Source organism: Arsukibacterium sp. (assembly GCF_018402695.1).
Lineage (GTDB): Bacteria > Pseudomonadota > Gammaproteobacteria > Enterobacterales > Alteromonadaceae > Alishewanella.
In genome coordinates, this window is sequence record NZ_JAGYIM010000011.1 from 27,560 (window position 1) to 44,254 (window position 16,695).

The window sequence follows — 16,695 nt, forward strand, 5'->3', positions numbered from 1 at the left end:
TGATTAATAGTGGGTAGTGTCCCGGTTAGTGCCAGACCAATAACGATGTTATACGTGGACCTTGGTTGTTTTGCCCCGCTTGTCGGGGCTTTTTTTTGGGTGTAAGGTCACTACAACATAAACTGCGAGAATTGGTATGAAAAATATTGCCCTGGTGGCGCATGATGGTAAAAAAGCCACTTTGCTGGAGTGGATTGGCAAACATAAGCCGTTTTTTGCCGATAAAAATTTATTTGCAACCGGTACCACCGGCAAACTGATTAGCGATGCCTTGCAGCAGCCGGTGCAATGTATGGCCAGCGGCCCGCTGGGCGGCGATCAGCAAATTGGCGCCTTAATAGCCGAACAGCAAATTGACTGGTTGATTTTCTTCTGGGATCCGTTGTCCTCCCAACCGCATGACCCCGATGTAAAAGCGTTAATCCGTTTAGCTGTGGTATGGAATATTCCGGTGGCCTGTAACCGCGCTACTGCAGACTTCATTATTCACTCCAGTTTATATCAGCAGGACTACCAGCGCGAAGTACCGGACTTTTCGGCCCACAACCAGCGTTTGCACAAAAATAAGTGATATTAAAATGAACGTAGTATCTGTTGGCCCTCTGGCATTGCCCATCACTCCGCTATTATTGCTTATCAATGTGTTACTTGGCTTAGTGGTAGCAGCCCTGGTGGGACGGAAATATAAGGTATCGGTTACCGATCCGTTGTTAACCATTTTGCTGGGCAGCTTACTGTTTGGCCGGCTGGTGTTTGTGGCGCGTTTTGCCGACAACTATGACTCTGTCTGGCAGATGCTGGATATCCGTGATCGCGGTTTTGATATTGCCGCCACGGTGCTCTCTGCGCTAGTTATTTTAGTCTGGCTGCTATGGCGCCGCCGCCAGCAGCGGCAGGCGTTGCTGGCCGGGGTGCTCACTGTGACAATGCTGTTTGGTGCTTTTAGTTCGGTTATTTATGTTGGCCGGCAACAGGCAGTACTGCCGGCAATGAGCTTTCAGCAACTTAACGGTGACAGCGTTGACCTGGCAGAGTTGGGAGAGGGCACGCTGACCGTTGTTAATTTATGGGCGACCTGGTGCCCGCCCTGCCGGCGGGAGATGCCAGTACTGCAGCAGGCTGAGCTGCAGTACCCTGACGTACGGTTTGTGCTGCTTAATCAGCGGGAGCACCCGGAGATTGTGCAGGAGTACTTGCAGCAAGCGGGACTGCGGTTTAACCATTTACTGCTGGATAGACAAGGCCAGCTTGCCAGCCAGTTAGGCGCTCATGGTTTACCGGTTACTTTATTCTTTGGGGCGGATGGTCGGTTGCTGGAAAGTCATATGGGCGAGCTTTCTGCTGCCAGTCTGGCGCAGCGTCTGCAACAGCTGGGTGTGAGCGCTGATTAAAATTTTGAAATATAGATCGCAAACTTATTGAGAATAATTCGCGTTTATGGTTATATAGCAACCCTGATGTTGCCCGCAAACCGGAGTAGCCTTACTATGCGAATGAAACAAACCTTATTAGTTATTGCCGCACTGAGCAGTGCGTTGTTCAGCACTGCTACAGTTTTTGCCAACGAAGTTAATATTTATTCTGCCCGCCAGGAAGAACTGATTAAGCCTTTGCTGGATAATTTCAGCCGGGATACCGGCATTAAAGTGAATTTAATCACCGGCAAACCGGATGAACTGATTAGCCGCTTGGCCAGTGAGGGACGCAACAGCCCGGCCGATTTATTAATCAGCACTGACGTCGGCCGTTTGTACCGTGCCAAAACCCAGGGCGTATTACAAAGCGTTGAGTCTGAAGCGTTAACAACTGCAATTCCGCAGCAACTGCGCGACCCGGCTGGTCAGTGGTATGGGTTAACAATGCGTGCCCGGCCCATTATGTATGTGCCTGGTAAAGTGAAACCGGAAGAGCTTTCTACTTATGCCAACCTGGCAGACCCAAAATGGCGGGGGCGTATTTGCATTCGCTCCTCTGACAATATTTACAATCAGTCAATGGTGGCTGGGTTAATTGCCCATCAAGGGGCCGAGGCTGCCGAGCAATGGGTAGAAGGTCTGGTGGCGAACTTTGCCCGGCCCCCACGCGGTGGCGATCGGGATCAAATCAGTGCCGCCGCCAATGGCGTATGTGATATCGCCATTGCCAATACCTATTATCTGGGTGGCATGCTGGCCAATGCACAACAGCGGGCAACCGCAGAAAAAGTGAAAGTGTTCTGGCCTGATCAGGATGGTAACGGTGTGCACGTTAATATTTCAGGCGCCGGTGTCGCCGCTTATGCGCCGAATAAAGCAAATGCGGTGCGCTTACTGGAGTATATGGTGACTGAGCAGGCGCAACAGTGGTACGCCGAGACAAACCATGAATATCCGGTTGTTGCTGGGGTACAAACCAGTGATTTATTGCAAAACATGGGTGAGTTTAAAGCTGATAAGTTGAACCTGGATAAACTGGGCGAGCTTAATGGTGAAGCTATCCGGGTAATGGACCGGGCAGGCTGGCGTTAATCAGCCGCCAGATTCAGCACGGCGGTTCAGCAAAGAGGTAGTATGCTGCCATTAAAAGCGGATATCTGGCGTTGGTCAGTTCTGATACCGGCATTGCTGTTAGCAATGCCGGTTTTAGTCGTTTTTGGCAGCGTATTCAGCCCCGATGTTGAGGTCTGGCGCCATTTACGCCAAACAGTTCTTGCCGACTATATTATCAATTCTTTGCTGCTGGCCTTTGGTACAGGCGCTGGTGCTCTGCTTATTGGCACTGGTACCGCCTGGCTGGTTAGTCAGTATCAGTTTTTCGGCCGGCGGATGTTGCAGTGGTTATTATTGCTGCCACTGGCGATGCCGGCTTACATCATTGCTTATACCTACACTGGCATGCTTGATTTCGCCGGGCCGGTGCAAGGCTGGTTGCGCGATTATTTTGGCTGGGCTTATGGCGATTACTGGTTTCCGGAGATCCGCTCTTTAACCGGCGCCATTCTGATGTTATCGCTGGTGCTCTATCCTTACGTGTACATGCTGGCGCGCAGTGCCTTTCGCGAGCAATCCAGTAGTATGCTGGAAGCCAGTCGCACACTGGGCTTCAGCCCGCGGCAGCATTTCTGGAAGGTCGCTTTACCGCTGGCCCGGCCGGCATTACTGACCGGGGTGGCGTTGGCAATGATGGAGGCGTTCGCTGACTATGGCACTGTGCAGTATTTTGGCATTGCGACCTTTACCACCGGTATTTTCCGAACCTGGTTTGGGATGGGCAGCCAGGGCGGCGCAGCCCAGCTCGCTGCGCTGCTGAGTAGTTTTGTGCTGGTGTTATTGGTACTCGAACAATGGTCCAGGCGTAAAATCCGTTACTTTTTCCAGGGGCAGCGCCAGCAAATCAGCCCGCTCCGTAAATTACCGCTCTCCCGCCAGCTGCTGGTGGCGCTTATCTGTTTGTTGCCGGTATTGCTGGGTTTTATTGTTCCGGCCAGCCAACTGGCCAGCTGGGCCTTACCAAACTGGCCAACTCTGTTTACCACAGATTTTGGCCGGCTGATCTGGAATAGCTTCAGCCTGGCAGCGCTGGCAGCTATATTGTCGGTCTTGCTGGCTTTACTGTTTGGCTACGCAAGCCGGCTGCGCCGCGACCCGCTGGTACGGTTACCGGTGCGGCTGGCGGCGCTGGGTTATGCGATTCCGGGCACCGTTATTGCTATTGGCGTGATGATCCCGCTGGCCTGGCTGGACCGGAATATTGATTTGCTGGCCGAACAATGGTTTGATAGTCGCACGGGTCTGCTGTTGTCGGGTACCTTATTTGCCTTGTTACTGGCTTACAGTGTGCGCTTCCTGGCAGTATCGTTACATAGCGTAGAAGCGGGGCTGGAGCGGATTAAACCCAGTATGGACAATGCAGCCCGCTCGCTCGGTGCCAGCCCGTTGCAGGTGCTGCGGCGAGTGCATGTGCCATTGCTGCACGGTAGTGTGTTGACTGCATTAATGTTGGTGTTTGTTGATGTGTTAAAAGAGTTGCCAGCCACCCTGATTCTGCGGCCATTTAATTTTAATACCCTGGCCGTGCGCACTTATGAGCTGGCCTCAGACGAGCGACTGGCCGACGCTGCTTTGCCAGCGCTGGCTATTGTTTGTGTTAGTATTATTCCGGTTATTTTGTTGTCGCGGACGCTGGATGCCAGCAGAGGATCTTAAAGATGTTAGTTCTGGATAAGCTGGCAGTCGCCTATGGGCCTCATGTGGTGGTTAAAGATGTCAGCCTGGCGCTGGCCGAAGGTCAGATTGGCTGTTTAGTTGGCCCGTCTGGCTGTGGTAAAACCACCTTGCTGCGGGCAATAGCCGGCTTCGAGCCCGCCGCCAGTGGTAGTATCAGCTTGCAGCAGCAAATTGTCAGCGATCAGCAAACCCAGTTGCCTACTGAGCAGCGCCGGGTCGGTATGGTATTTCAGGATTTTGCCTTGTTCCCGCATTTATCTGTGGCCGACAACATCAGCTTTGGCCTGCAGGGGCAGAGTAGCAAACAAAAGCACGCCAAAGTGAAACAGTTACTGCAACTGGTGGGCTTACCCGACCTTGCCGACCGTTATCCGCACCAGTTATCCGGTGGCCAGCAGCAGCGGGTAGCGTTAGCCCGTGCCCTGGCACCGGAGCCTAAGGTGCTGCTGCTGGATGAGCCATTCTCCAGCCTGGATGCCGAGCTGCGTGAAGCGCTGGCCCGCGATATCCGACAGATTTTGCAGCAGTTAAAAATTACCGCAGTGATGGTAACCCATGACCAGTTTGAAGCCTTTACCATGGCCGACATGGTGGGGGTAATGCAGCATGGTAAGCTGCAGCAGTGGGCGACCCCTTATGAGCTTTACCATAAACCCGCCAGCCGCTTTGTTGCCGACTTTGTCGGTCGCGGAGTGATGCTACCCGGTGAAATGCTGGACGCTACAAGGGTGCAGACTTGCCTCGGTATTTTTAACCAGCGTTATCTGCAAAATGCTAACAGTGGTGATAAAGTCGATGTGCTGATAAGGCCCGATGATATTGTGCACGATGATGCCAGCGGTATTACCGCCAAAGTACTGGAGAAGTCGTTTCGTGGCTCACATATCCTGTATACCCTGGCGCTCAGCGGTGGCGAGCAGGTTTACTGTCTGGCACTAAGCCATCACAACCATGCCATCAGCGAGCAAATCGGCATCCGGCTTGATTTAGACCATCTGGTACTATTTCCCCGCATTCAGTGATAATAACGGGATACCTAATACTGCGGTAGTAACGTATCAATAATTTGTTGGTACTTGCCCGAGGCCCGTAATTGCTGTAACCCCAGATTAAATTGTTCGATCCGTTGCTGATTAGCCGGGTCTTTTTTTGATAACACCAGATACATTGGCCGTTGCTCCAGTACGGGCGTTAACCAGTCCAGCTGCTGCTGATGTTGCGGTAACTGGTTTTCAAGCAGGTATAAGCCATTGAGCAAATCGGCGGGTACTAAATCTACCCGTTGCCGTGCCAGCATCGCCAACGCCTGCTCGTCGGTCGCAACCTGGATGGTTTTAATACCGCTTTCTACCAGACCAGCCGGATGCATATAACCTTGCACCACACCCAGTCGTCTATGCTGCCTGGCCAGATCCTGAAAATTGTGAAAGCTGATAATGTCTGTTTTGCGTTTGAATAACACAATCTGGTTGGCGTATAGCGGTTGCGAGTAATAAAAATGTGCTGTGCGCTGCTCACTATACCAGGCGGCCACTAAACCGCTGTAATTCCCTTGCTGGCTTTCATACAATGCGCGGGCGAAGGGTAAAAACTCTATTTCCAGTTGTACACCTTGCAGTGCGAACGCCTGGCGGATTATTTCGATAGTGGCGCCTTGCTGGGCCAGTTGCTCGCCATAGTGTGGGTAATAATTGCTGCTGGCCAGCCGGATAACCTCTGTTTTGCCAGCGAAGCTGATAAGCAGCATTAACAGCATAATCTTGGATAGTCTAAACATCATACAGCGTCGCCTTAATAACTATTTCAAAAACATTATTTCGTTATTAGTTTCGATATATGAAAGTGTTACATAAATTTATGGTCGTGTGACTAGCCAATATTAAGGAATCAATGAAATATCAGATTTCTATCAGAAACAAAAAAGGGACACCCTGAGCAAGCGGCATCCCATCCAGGAACAGTAACAGAAGTCAGGGTGATTCTTTATCCAGGAAGCTTTGGATATGGTCGGCAACCGCAGCGATACCGACTACCCCATCCAGGTGCCCCCAAATGCCGGGAATTTCGGCATATTCCACCTTTTTACCTGCCGCACGCATGGCCTCGGCACTGGCCTGAGCCATTTCCGGTAGTAACAGTTGATCGCCGGTAGCGGGCAAAAATAAGGTTTTGGCCTGCACCCGGCTTAGCGCTTGTTGCCAGTTATCGCCCATGCCGGCACGGTACAACTGAGAAGCGCGTATCAGGTATAAAATATGGTTTGCGTCCTGCATTTGGGCACGCAGTTTAGCGTGAGCCATTAACTGATCCCAGGCGGAAAAGCTGGCCAGAATATCCTTGTGTGGTGCTTTATCGGTTTCCGGGGCCGGGTAACGCATATTAAAGCCGGTGGGGTAGACCGCATCCTGAATAATATAAGCCAATGCTGTGGTTAAACCCTGCTCGGGCTGGCCATGCTGATAATAATCACCGCCGCGCCAAGCCGGGTCCTGTTTAATCGGGTAGGCCCAGCGTTCTAAACGCACTGCCGCCCAGGCATCGATGTAAGCCGTGCCGATGACCGGTATTAACCGTTCAACCCGCTCAGGGTAACGGGTGGCCCATTCAATTGCCTGAAATGAGCCCATTGAACCGCCGATTACTGCATACAGTTTGTTAATTCCTAAGCTGTCGAGCAACCCTTTTTGCACCTCAACAAAATCGCCAATGGTTACCACCGGAAAACTTAAGCCATAAGGTTTGCCGGTAGCCGGATCAGTGGTGGCGGGGCCGGTGGTAATAACGTTAGGGTCAAATACATTGGCATTGACCAGGGTGTCGACGCTTATTACATAAAATTTATTAGTATCAATAGCTTTGCCTGGGCCGATAATGGCATCCCAATAGCCGGGTGCAGCGTCTTTTTCATCGTATTTGCCTGCAGCATGCGAAGTGCCAGAGAAAAAGTGGGTTATTAAGATCACATTTGATTTATCGGCATTCAGCTCGCCATAGGCTTCCCAGCCAACTTTTACCGGGCTGATTACGGCACCATTTTCTGTGGTAAAGCGCTCAATCTCAAATGCTTGTTTACTGACTAACATGGCCTGGCTGTGCCAGCCAGCGAGTAATAATGTCAGTAATAAAAATGTCCTGAATAACGTCATTCTTTTGTCCTTAAAACCATTGAAATAATACGATGGCCAGTACTACGCCCAGCAGCGGCATTAGTACACTAACTACCGCCATAGGCCAGTAAGCGTTCTGGTGGGTTTCACCACAGATAGCACGAATAGTGGTGACGACGTAGCCATTATGCGGCAACGAGTCGAGCGCGCCCGACGAAATAGCCACCACCCGGTGTAATTGCTCGGCATCGACGCCACGGTCCAAATACGTTGGCGCAATTTCCGGTAGGGCAATCGCCTGACCACCCGAGGCCGAGCCGGTTAAGCCGGCAATCGCACTAACTGCTACCGCCGCGCCTACTAACTCCGGGCCGGGCAAATGGGTCATATAGTCGACCACGCTGCTAAAGGCCGGGGTTAATTTGGCAACACTGCCAAAACCGACCACTGCCGCGGTATTGCCAATAGCCAGTAGTGCGCCTAACACACCTTCGTTGGTGGCAGCGGCCGGATTGGCCAGAAAGCGAAAATTAAGCAGATACAGGCTGACTACGCCACCGGCCAGAGCGATGATTAATGCGGCTTGTTGCAAGCTGTCGTGCAGCAAAAAAGAGGTGACCAGCACCACTAACAGCGGGATTAAACCGGTTAACCAATGCGGTAACGGTTTGTCGGTTAAGGTTGGATCGCTGGCGCGCTGGATAAACTGCTCGCCGTTTTTCACCGCATTTTTAATCATCCACATCAGGCTGAAGTAACCGCCGACTGCCATAAACAGCGCTACCACAATGCTGACCTGCCAGCCAGCGTAAGGGGTGGTACCCAGATAAGCGATGGGGATCCAGTTCTGAATTTCCGGTGAGCCGGCAGAGGTCATGGTAAAGGTAACAGACCCCAGCGCCAGCGCTGCAGGAATAAAACGCCTGGGTAAATTGGCGCCTTTAAACAAGCTTACGGCCATCGGGTAGGCAGAGAAAGCCACCACAAACAAACTTACGCCGCCATAAGTTAACACGGCACAGGCTAACACAATCGCCAGCACCGCCCGGGTATGTCCCAGCCGTTTAACAATGGCCAGTGCTACCGCATCAGCAGCACCGGTGTGCTCCATCAATTTGCCGAACAACGAGCCTAACAAAAACATCAAGAACCAGGCGGCGACAAAGCCAGCAAAGCCATTCATATAACCATGAACAAAATCTATTTTATCAGCGACTTGCCAAAATGGGATACCATTGGTTGCCGCAACCAGTAAGGCACATAACGGTGCTGTGATAAATAAATTAAAACCGCGCATGGTAAACACGATCAACAAGCCCAGACCCAGCAGTAAGCCAAAGATACTTAACATCGGCAAATCCTTGTTATCATTTTCAGCTAGTCTGATACAGCTTGGCGATTGCCACCATAGTACTAAGGTACAGGTTAAAAATTCCGCGTTTAGGCCTACAGTATCATCACTGGTTAGTACCACATTTTGCAATCAATCAGCAGGAGAGCCAACGATGGCCAATAACTATAACAATGATGCACAGCACAAGTTTACCCGCTCGGCCCTTAAACCCAGCCTTATCGCGCTTGCTATCAGCAGCTGCCTGGCAGTACCTGCCATGGCTCAGCAGCCTGCAGAAGCTGAAGCGGAAATGAAGCTGGAGCGGATTGAAGTCACGGCGCGGCGTACGGTAGAAAGTCTGCAGGAAGTGCCGGTAGCGGTTACTTCAATAGGTGCAACTGATATTGCCGAGCGCGGCTTGGCGTCGGTAGTGGAAATCCAACAGTTTTCACCCAATACCACTTTGCAGGCCAGCCGGGGTACAAATTCTACGTTAACGGCATTTATTCGTGGGGTAGGCCAGGAAGATCCGCTGTGGGGTTATGAGCCGGGTGTCGGTATTTACATTGATGATGTCTATGTGGCCCGGCCGCAGGGCGCGGTACTGGATATCCTGAACGTGGAACGGATTGAAGTGCTGCGCGGCCCACAGGGTACGCTGTATGGTAAAAATACTATTGGTGGTGCGCTGAAGTACGTAACCCGTGAGATGACCGGTGATACCGAGTTCTCGGTCAGTGGTACTGTCGGTAGTTATAACCAGCGTGATGTCAAAGTGACTGGCCAGATCCCGCTGATTGCTAATACTTTGTATCTGGGTGTTGGCTATGCCAACTTACAGCGCGATGGTTATGGCAAGTTTCTGACATCTGCCTTGCCTGGCCAGGATAACGAAAACTACAACAAAGATTTACAGGCACTGCGCCTGACCCTGGAATACCGTCCGCAGGACAATCTGTTCTTCCGGTTAAACTATGACAAAACTGAAGACGACTCGAACGCCAAAGGCGGCTATCGGTTACTGCCCAGTTTATTAACAGACGCGCCGGTGCCAGACAGTGTGTATGACTCCTACACCAGTATGCCAACCTGGAATAAAGTTGAGACCGATGGTATCAGCTTAACCGCAGCGTGGGATATCAACGATAACTATACCCTGAAGTCGATAACCTCCAAGCGCACGAGTTACTCGCCAACTAACATTGATTTTGACAATACCTCTATCCGCATTTTCGATGTGCCAGCGATTTATGATGATGAAAGTTTTACTCAGGAACTGCAGTTAAACTACCAGACTGACGGTTTTAAGATGGTGTCAGGCTTGTATTACTACACCTCCGATTCCTGCGGGGTGTTTGATGCCATTTTGGAAGAGCTGGGTAAATCACTGGCAGCACCGGGGTTAACCCGTGAGGTGGGAGGCTGTAGTAATGGTGATAGCACAGCTGCCTACGCCCAGGGTAGTTATGACTTAAACGATAAATGGTCTGTTACTGCTGGTTTACGTTATACCAAGGATGAAAAAGAAGCGACGGTTCGCAACGGCCTGATATTTGATACTGTTTACCCTGAGTCGGGTTGGATCCCAGGCTACGTGCGGCCAGATGGTTTAGCCACCCCTGTGGTGCTGGATGATAAAGAAGACTGGACCAAGCTGACGCCGAAAATCGGGGTCGAATACCAGCACAGTAGAGATATGATGTTGTATGCCAGCTTTAGTCAGGGCTTTAAGTCAGGTACCTTTAACCCGCGAGCAACCGTTGCTGAGCCGGCAGCCGATCCGGAAACGGTTAACTCATACGAAATAGGTATGAAGAGTGACTGGAACGATAACCTGCGCTTAAACGCGACCCTATTTATGCTGGACCATAAAGACCGTCAGTATATCTCCGTTATTCCAGACCCGGACGATGCCTCGGCATTAAACCAGCGGCTGGGTAATATCGGTCGCTCAGAAGCCACCGGTGCTGAACTGGAAGTCGTCTGGTTAGCCAGCCGTAATTTGAATATCTTTGCCAACGTCGGTTTTATCGACGCCAAGTTTAAAGAAGCACTTACCTTTGACCCGGTTGAAGGGGCAGTGGATATCTCGGACCGTTTTACCATTACTAATACGCCGGAAACTACTGCTACAGTCGGGTTCAGCTACGATATGATTACTGATTTCGGTGATGTTATCTTTAATGGTAACTACGCTTATCGCAGTGACTATGATCTGGTCGAGCTGGATAACCTGCTGTCGCAGGACGCCTATGGCTTATTAAACCTGGGCGTTACCTGGCTGAGTAAGAGTGGCCAATGGCGGGTTGGCTTACATGGTAAGAACCTGACCGACGAGCAATATTTAATCGGCAATTACGCCTTTATTGCCCCAGATCCGGCTAACCCGGGTGAGTTTATTCCTGGCTTAGGCGGTGATAACACCTTAATTGGCTACTATGGTGCGCCCCGTGAAGTCAGCTTAACGGTAGCATACCGCTTCTGATAAGTTAAAAACCTTGCCGGGGCGTAAGCCCCGGTTCATTATAGTGAGCCACAGTGCTCAGAAGTAAACATTATGATAGCTATCATCGCTGATGATCACCCCTTATTCCGGGTTGCCTTAGCTCAGGCCTCCTCTGCCATTCTAGGCAGCGATGCGCTGCTGCTGCAGGCACAAACCATGGAGCAAGTCTGGCCATTACTGCGCCAGCACCCCGATACCCACTTTATTTTCCTTGATTTAAAAATGCCAGGCTCTGACGGCTTTACCGGCCTGAGTGCGCTGCGTACTGAATACCCTGATGTGCCGGTGATTATGGTGTCGGCCGAAGAAGACCCGGTTATTATTAAGCAGGCACTGGCGCTGGGCGCGGCCGCCTATATTCCAAAATCAGTACCACTGGAGTTACTGTCTGATGCGGTTAGTGCGGTATTAAACGGCGATAGCTGGTTGCCGCCGGGCCTGGCAGAGGATGTTAAAAATGCCAAGCCGCTTATCGATAACGATTTTGCTGAGCGTTTAGAGCAGCTGACCCCGCAGCAATTCCGGGTACTGAAAATGATTGCCGATGGCTTACTGAACAAACAAATTGCTTATGAAATGAATGTGCAGGAAACCACCATTAAGCAGCATGTCTCGGCTATTTTGCGCAAACTAAATGTCAATAACCGGACGTTGGCCGGCATTATGTTCGAAAAGTTACGCCTGCCAGCTTAATTCACCACGGCCAACTGAGGGGACGGGCCAGCGGCTCTCTCTTGTCGCTGTATCGTCGCCCCCCCGCCATAGTGAAGCATGCTTTTAATGGTTTCTGCCACTTCGGCTACCCGTTGCTGCTGCAATATAGGCATTAGATTATCCAGCATTCGGTACCAGAAAGCAGTTACTGCCTCAGTGGTGCTTTTTTGCTGAATAGTTGCGGATAGCCCACGCCGTGCAGCCTGCCACCTGTCTTCCCGGAGTAACCAGTCATCGCCGTAATCAGGCTGCAAACCGCTGTCAATTTGCTGGGCCAGCCAGATAGCAATTGCGCCGGTAATTACCGCCAGGGCGGCAGCGTGTTGCGGCGAGGTTTGCATATCACAAATACGTACTTCAATCGTGTTGTAGGTCGGATGCAGTCTGGCGTCAGTCCAGATACTGGTCGCTTTGTGAATACAACCGCGCCGGAGCAATTCGCTAATACGCGCTTGCTCTCCCTGGACCGACTGGATCATTGGCGGCGTGCCGGTACGCGGCATCAGCAGGAACTGCATTGCCCTGTAAGAGCATAAACCGGTGTCACGGCCACGATAAAATGGTGAGTTGGCGCTTAATGCCAGCAACGGAGCCAGAAATGGCCGCAACGCATTAAATACCTGTACCAGTAAACTGTGATCACTGATACCGATATGAGTGTGCATACCAAATAAAGTTAGTGCCCTTACGGTATCCTGATACTCATCAACCACGGCTTGGTAATCCGCAGTCATTTTTAGTGTCGGCCAGTCCAGGCTGGGATGGGTCCCGCCACAGAAGAGATCCAGTTGCATGCTGTTGGCAACACGGGCCAGAAAAGCGCGAGAGTGTAAAATATGCTGATAAAGACCGTGCAGGCTGTGGTATACCGGCGTCGCATGTTCCAACACGCCTTGATGTGCTTCGTATGACCAAATCCCCGGCGGACAGTCAGGCTCTGCCCGCAGCGGTTGCAAAGGCATCACAAACGGCTGTGTGTTTTTCAACAGTAAAAACTCTTCTTCATTACCAAAGCTCAATTTTATACTCATGAATTGCCAGTCCTTGCGTGATCCAGAGAGAGGGAAGCGGAAAGTGAGCGGTATTTACCGTCAAGCAGATACAGTGTCAGGAACAATATTGCCATCAGCAGCAAGCTGACACTCAGGATACTGAACGCGCCATTAAAAGCCCAGATACTGCTATGCTGGTTTAGCTGCAGGGTCAGTTGACTGGCGAATGCATTGCTGTTCTGGCTTTGAGCCATGGGCAAGGTATGCTGGTTAAACTGCAACAGGCTTTGTTGAAAAAATACAACTTTGTAATGTTCGACATAAGTCACCAGTCCTGCTACGCCTACCGCACCGCCAAGATTACGCGCCACATTAAACAAAATTGCGGCTGAGGGCGCGTCGCGGTCAGATACCACCTGCAGTGACAGCAGGGTAAGTGGCATAATAAGCAGCGGTACAGCAATAACCCGGATTAACTGTGGCCAGAGAAATTGATCGCCGGCAAAGTCGACAGTCATCCGACTGCACAGCGCTGTGCTGACAGCACACAGTAATGCCCCTGCTACTATTGCCAGCCAGGGGTTGAGCCGTGGCGCATATTTTACCATCAGGGGTAACATCAGGAGTTGCGGTGCCGCAGCCATCAGAATGACCCTGGCGACCTGCGCCGGGCTATAACCGTGCACCGAAATAAGGTAATACGGGATCAGATAAACAAAGCCATAAATGACTACACCCGCCATAAAACTGGCAAGACAAATTAAGGCGAAGCGGGAAGAGGCCAGCAGGCGCACGTTCAGCACGGGCTGCTGCAACCGGGTTTGCAGATAGCCAATATACATCAGACCAATAAGACCACATACCAGACTTGCCCGAATAGTTTGGTCGGCAAGCCATTCACGCTCGACACCGTGCTCAAGGGCAAATACCAGGCTGGCAAGCGACAGCGATAGTATGGCGATGCCAAAGGCGTCCAACCTGCAATTGCGTTGTTCTGCAACCTGACCACAACTGTCCGGACCTGGCAATGCCCAGAGCAGACCAGTCAGTGCTGCCAGACCAAGTGGAATATTAATATAAAACAACCAGGGGTAATCTGCAGCACTAAGCAACCCGGCATAAGCGGGGCCAGCTACCGGTGCCAGCGAGGCAAACACAGAAAATACGCCAAATGCAGCAGCATGCTTATTTTGTGGCAGTAGCAATTTTATTGATGTATGGACTAAAGGCAGCAAAATGCCGCCAAAGGCACCTTGCACAATCCGCCAGACAATCAGGGTGTCAAGACTGTTGGCATGGGCGCAGGCAACAGATGCCAGCATAAAACCACATAAAACGCATACTGCAAGCCGTTTCAGCCCCAACCGGCGGACCAGCACAGGCATTAAAGGCATCGCAGCAATTTCGGCAATAATATAGCTGGATGTGATCAGGGTCATTTCACGCAAACTGGCGCCTACTCTGGCTTGTAATAATTCGGTAGCCGTGTTGGTGATATTAATGCCAGCCAGCGCCATAAAGGCGCCCAGCATAATGGCAACTGCAGCAATACTTTGACGGGAGAATTGCATCAGTCGTTAATCAGGGCGGTTAAGAGTAACCCGGGCTGATAATCCCGGGCGCAACGTGGTCACGACATTATCGTCAAGCTTGATCCTTACCGGTACTCGCTGTTCAATTCGGATAAAATTTCCTGAAGTGTAATTAGGGCTGATTAAACTGAGTTTAGCGCCGGCCAGTGGGGACGCCGCCATCACTTCACCAACAAATTTCTGGTCTGGAAAAGCATCAATCTGCACTTCGGCTGGCTGGCCAGGGGTAATCGAGGCGATGACACTCTCTTTGAAGTAGGCTTCAATCCAAATCGCATCAGTAGGTACCAGTGTGGCCACATGGTCGCCAGCATTAACCAGCTCGCCCGTTTGAAAGCTGATGCCTGACAAGATACCACTGGCTGGTGCTATCAGCCGGAACTGGCTGATGCGTCTGTTACTGTCTTGCTGAGCAAGAACATTTTTTGCCAGGTCCTGCTGCAGGACTTTTGCCTGCAACTGCCATTGTTGTTGTTGTAGTGTCAGACCCTGCTGCTGGCCATGCAGTTTCTGCTGCATAATACGGGTCTGCTGCACCCGGTAGGAAGCTTGTTGCCAGTCGCGCTGTTGCACCAGGCCTTGCTGTTGTAGCTGCTGCTGGCGAAATAAATCTGCCTCAGCCAACTCTAACTCCGATTGGGCCAGTGCAATATCAAATTGCAGTTGTTGGAGCTGGTGATGAATTATCGCCTGCTGGTTGGCATTGGCATCCAGTTGCTGTTGCCATTGCAGCTGCTCAGCCCCTAAGTTAGCCAGCTGATGTCGTTCAGTTGCATCGTCCAGTTGCAATATAGGTTGTCCGGCATTGATCTGGCTGAGTTCCTGCGTGTAACGGGTAAGGACGATACCGCTTTGCTGAGCCCTGACATAGACCAGATCGGCTTCGACATAAGCCATATCAGTCCGTATTGTGCGATTCCAATGGTGCTCCCACAGGGCATACCCACTCAAAATGAGGGTTGCCAGCAGGGTCGGCAGCAGCCACCACTTTATCCGCATAAAGCCTCCTGCGGAGACAGTGCTACTGTTGCTCCTCCTGCATCCTGCTGCTGATTCATTCCCATGTAGGCTCCGGCAGATACTCGCGCCATCATTGCTACCGTTACAGGTTCAGGCGTATTTTCTGGCCACAGACTCAGGACGCGGATCTCGGTTTTCAGCGATTGCTGTTGCGCTGTCATCACGCAAGGGGCGTAGCACACCTTTTGTTGCAACATATAGTCAGCAGAGGGCAGGGACGACAGATAAGCAGCTGTCGGCGACAACTCTACACCTCGACCGGCAAAATCAAATAGTGGCTTACACACACTGTTTGGCAGCAGGGGGTCTGTCGCCGGACTGTTAATAAGACTGACCTGAGGTAACCAGGGCCCGTGCATAAACAGCATGCTGGCTTTGGAGACAAAATAATACCAGTCCGGGTGGCCAAGCCAGTTTACTTCGGCATCACTGAGTAATTGTCTGGCCCGTTGCGCAACGTCCGGTGGCAATGCAGCTAAAATAAGCCGGTTGTAAATTCGTTGCACTTTGCGTTCACGGCCATTCAGACGAAAATATAGTTGTCGGCCTTTGCGATACAATCCAGTGAGACATACCGTTGGTACACCGAGTTTGGCGGTCAGAATAAAGCTTAACGCTGAACGCTGGGCCAGCGGCTGGTAGTCCAGCATAATAACCTCACCCTGCTCTGGTAGTAGTTCCGCTTTGAGCATCTGCTGCCATAGCTGCTGGCGTTGTATTAACGTTAGTCCGGCCAGTACCGTCGGACCATAATGTTGTTCCAGAAAAAAACTCATCGCCAGCATTGATGGGAAAGCCTGCAACTCAATTAGCTGAGGAGTCAGTTGTGCTTGCCGGTCATAACTTAGCGCGAAGTCGACCGCGAAAAAATGCGGCTTTGCGGGTGCATTCCCCAGCAACATAGCTGAGGGTAATAAAGCCCTGACGCCAGCAAGGGTATGCTGTTGCATTGCCTGATGCATCACCTCAGTATTGGCATGGAGTATGCGACGGCTAAGTTCAGGCGCCAGTAATAGTGGATAGTCGGTCACCACACCGGCGCTATGATGCTGGATTAGACGATGTAATGCGGCCTTTGCATCAGGTCGGTAAGGGGCCCTAACTAGGTTCAGATCCATTGTTACTACATTGATGGTCAAAAATGTAGCAAATGTTATCTTATTTGGCGCCAAAGTAAATTACAGTTTTAGTTTATTTATCTAATTGTCGGTGATGTCGGTTTATTG

At 51.2% G+C, this 16,695-nt stretch carries 14 protein-coding genes; 7 read left to right on the forward strand and 7 right to left on the reverse strand.

Annotated elements, in window-relative coordinates:
* Positions 1–136 precede the first annotated feature (136 nt).
* From KG631_RS04950 to KG631_RS04970, 5 genes are all read left to right on the forward strand, one after another.
* Complete coding sequence (locus KG631_RS04950) at positions 137–571, forward strand: methylglyoxal synthase (protein WP_213995851.1); 435 nt, start codon at positions 137–139, stop codon at positions 569–571.
* 7 nt (positions 572–578) lie between these two features.
* Positions 579–1,391, forward strand: a complete 813-nt coding sequence (locus tag KG631_RS04955) for a TlpA disulfide reductase family protein (protein WP_213995858.1) — start codon at positions 579–581, stop codon at positions 1,389–1,391.
* A gap of 96 nt (positions 1,392–1,487) precedes the next feature.
* Positions 1,488–2,507, forward strand: a complete 1,020-nt coding sequence (locus KG631_RS04960) for a Fe(3+) ABC transporter substrate-binding protein (protein ID WP_213995863.1) — start codon at positions 1,488–1,490, stop codon at positions 2,505–2,507.
* Between the two features lie 42 nt (positions 2,508–2,549).
* Positions 2,550–4,184 carry an iron ABC transporter permease gene (locus tag KG631_RS04965; RefSeq protein ID WP_213995871.1) on the forward strand — a complete coding sequence of 545 codons (1,635 nt, stop codon included), beginning with the start codon at positions 2,550–2,552 and terminating at the stop codon, positions 4,182–4,184.
* 2 nt (positions 4,185–4,186) lie between these two features.
* The gene (locus KG631_RS04970) at positions 4,187–5,227 is read left to right on the forward strand and encodes an ABC transporter ATP-binding protein (protein ID WP_213995878.1); all 1,041 of its coding nucleotides are present in this window, start codon (positions 4,187–4,189) and stop codon (positions 5,225–5,227) included.
* 14 nt (positions 5,228–5,241) lie between these two features.
* Here the strand turns inward: KG631_RS04970 and KG631_RS04975 are convergent, their stop codons facing one another.
* From KG631_RS04975 to KG631_RS04985, 3 genes are all read right to left on the reverse strand, one after another.
* Positions 5,242–5,985 carry a transporter substrate-binding domain-containing protein gene (locus KG631_RS04975; RefSeq protein ID WP_213995885.1) on the reverse strand — a complete coding sequence of 248 codons (744 nt, stop codon included), beginning with the start codon at positions 5,983–5,985 and terminating at the stop codon, positions 5,242–5,244.
* Between the two features lie 190 nt (positions 5,986–6,175).
* The gene (locus KG631_RS04980) at positions 6,176–7,351 is read right to left on the reverse strand and encodes a homoserine O-acetyltransferase (protein ID WP_213995888.1); all 1,176 of its coding nucleotides are present in this window, start codon (positions 7,349–7,351) and stop codon (positions 6,176–6,178) included.
* A gap of 10 nt (positions 7,352–7,361) precedes the next feature.
* Positions 7,362–8,663, reverse strand: coding sequence for a GntP family permease (locus KG631_RS04985; RefSeq protein ID WP_213995895.1), 1,302 nt, complete (start codon positions 8,661–8,663; stop codon positions 7,362–7,364).
* A gap of 154 nt (positions 8,664–8,817) precedes the next feature.
* Between KG631_RS04985 and KG631_RS04990 the strand changes: the two genes are divergently transcribed.
* A complete protein-coding gene (locus KG631_RS04990; protein WP_213995899.1) occupies positions 8,818–11,130 on the forward strand; it encodes a TonB-dependent receptor in 2,313 nt (770 codons plus the stop codon).
* Between the two features lie 72 nt (positions 11,131–11,202).
* Positions 11,203–11,844: a response regulator transcription factor gene (locus tag KG631_RS04995; protein WP_213995905.1), complete on the forward strand. Its 642-nt coding sequence runs from the start codon at positions 11,203–11,205 to the stop codon at positions 11,842–11,844.
* On the opposite strand, the gene KG631_RS05000 is transcribed toward KG631_RS04995, so the two are convergent.
* From KG631_RS05000 to KG631_RS05015, 4 genes are read right to left on the reverse strand one after another with little or no spacing between them, the layout of a single operon-like run.
* A complete protein-coding gene (locus KG631_RS05000; protein ID WP_213995921.1) occupies positions 11,841–12,896 on the reverse strand; it encodes a YbdK family carboxylate-amine ligase in 1,056 nt (351 codons plus the stop codon). The two genes, KG631_RS04995 and KG631_RS05000, sit on opposite strands and share 4 nt — an antisense overlap.
* Positions 12,893–14,428, reverse strand: a complete 1,536-nt coding sequence (locus tag KG631_RS05005; RefSeq protein WP_213995927.1) for a DHA2 family efflux MFS transporter permease subunit — start codon at positions 14,426–14,428, stop codon at positions 12,893–12,895. The genes KG631_RS05000 and KG631_RS05005 overlap by 4 nt, the downstream gene beginning before the upstream one ends.
* A 6-nt stretch (positions 14,429–14,434) precedes the next feature.
* Complete coding sequence (locus tag KG631_RS05010; protein ID WP_213995933.1) at positions 14,435–15,448, reverse strand: HlyD family efflux transporter periplasmic adaptor subunit; 1,014 nt, start codon at positions 15,446–15,448, stop codon at positions 14,435–14,437.
* Positions 15,439–16,587 carry a hypothetical protein gene (locus KG631_RS05015; protein WP_213995938.1) on the reverse strand — a complete coding sequence of 383 codons (1,149 nt, stop codon included), beginning with the start codon at positions 16,585–16,587 and terminating at the stop codon, positions 15,439–15,441. Before KG631_RS05015 ends, KG631_RS05010 begins: the two co-directional genes overlap by 10 nt.
* Positions 16,588–16,695: the final 108 nt, after the last annotated feature.

Bases quoted from the DNA above. Each gene is read 5' to 3' on its own strand.
- KG631_RS04950 (WP_213995851.1), top strand. From the start codon at position 137: ATGAAAAATATTGCCCTGGTGGCGCATGATGGTAAAAAAGCCACTTTG.
- KG631_RS04955 (WP_213995858.1), top strand. From the start codon at position 579: ATGAACGTAGTATCTGTTGGCCCTCTGGCATTGCCCATCACTCCGCTA.
- KG631_RS04960 (WP_213995863.1), top strand. From the start codon at position 1,488: ATGCGAATGAAACAAACCTTATTAGTTATTGCCGCACTGAGCAGTGCG.
- KG631_RS04965 (WP_213995871.1), top strand. From the start codon at position 2,550: ATGCTGCCATTAAAAGCGGATATCTGGCGTTGGTCAGTTCTGATACCG.
- KG631_RS04970 (WP_213995878.1), top strand. From the start codon at position 4,187: ATGTTAGTTCTGGATAAGCTGGCAGTCGCCTATGGGCCTCATGTGGTG.
- KG631_RS04975 (WP_213995885.1), bottom strand. From the start codon at position 5,985: ATGATGTTTAGACTATCCAAGATTATGCTGTTAATGCTGCTTATCAGC.
- KG631_RS04980 (WP_213995888.1), bottom strand. From the start codon at position 7,351: ATGACGTTATTCAGGACATTTTTATTACTGACATTATTACTCGCTGGC.
- KG631_RS04985 (WP_213995895.1), bottom strand. From the start codon at position 8,663: ATGTTAAGTATCTTTGGCTTACTGCTGGGTCTGGGCTTGTTGATCGTG.
- KG631_RS04990 (WP_213995899.1), top strand. From the start codon at position 8,818: ATGGCCAATAACTATAACAATGATGCACAGCACAAGTTTACCCGCTCG.
- KG631_RS04995 (WP_213995905.1), top strand. From the start codon at position 11,203: ATGATAGCTATCATCGCTGATGATCACCCCTTATTCCGGGTTGCCTTA.
- KG631_RS05000 (WP_213995921.1), bottom strand. From the start codon at position 12,896: ATGAGTATAAAATTGAGCTTTGGTAATGAAGAAGAGTTTTTACTGTTG.
- KG631_RS05005 (WP_213995927.1), bottom strand. From the start codon at position 14,428: ATGCAATTCTCCCGTCAAAGTATTGCTGCAGTTGCCATTATGCTGGGC.
- KG631_RS05010 (WP_213995933.1), bottom strand. From the start codon at position 15,448: ATGCGGATAAAGTGGTGGCTGCTGCCGACCCTGCTGGCAACCCTCATT.
- KG631_RS05015 (WP_213995938.1), bottom strand. From the start codon at position 16,587: ATGGATCTGAACCTAGTTAGGGCCCCTTACCGACCTGATGCAAAGGCC.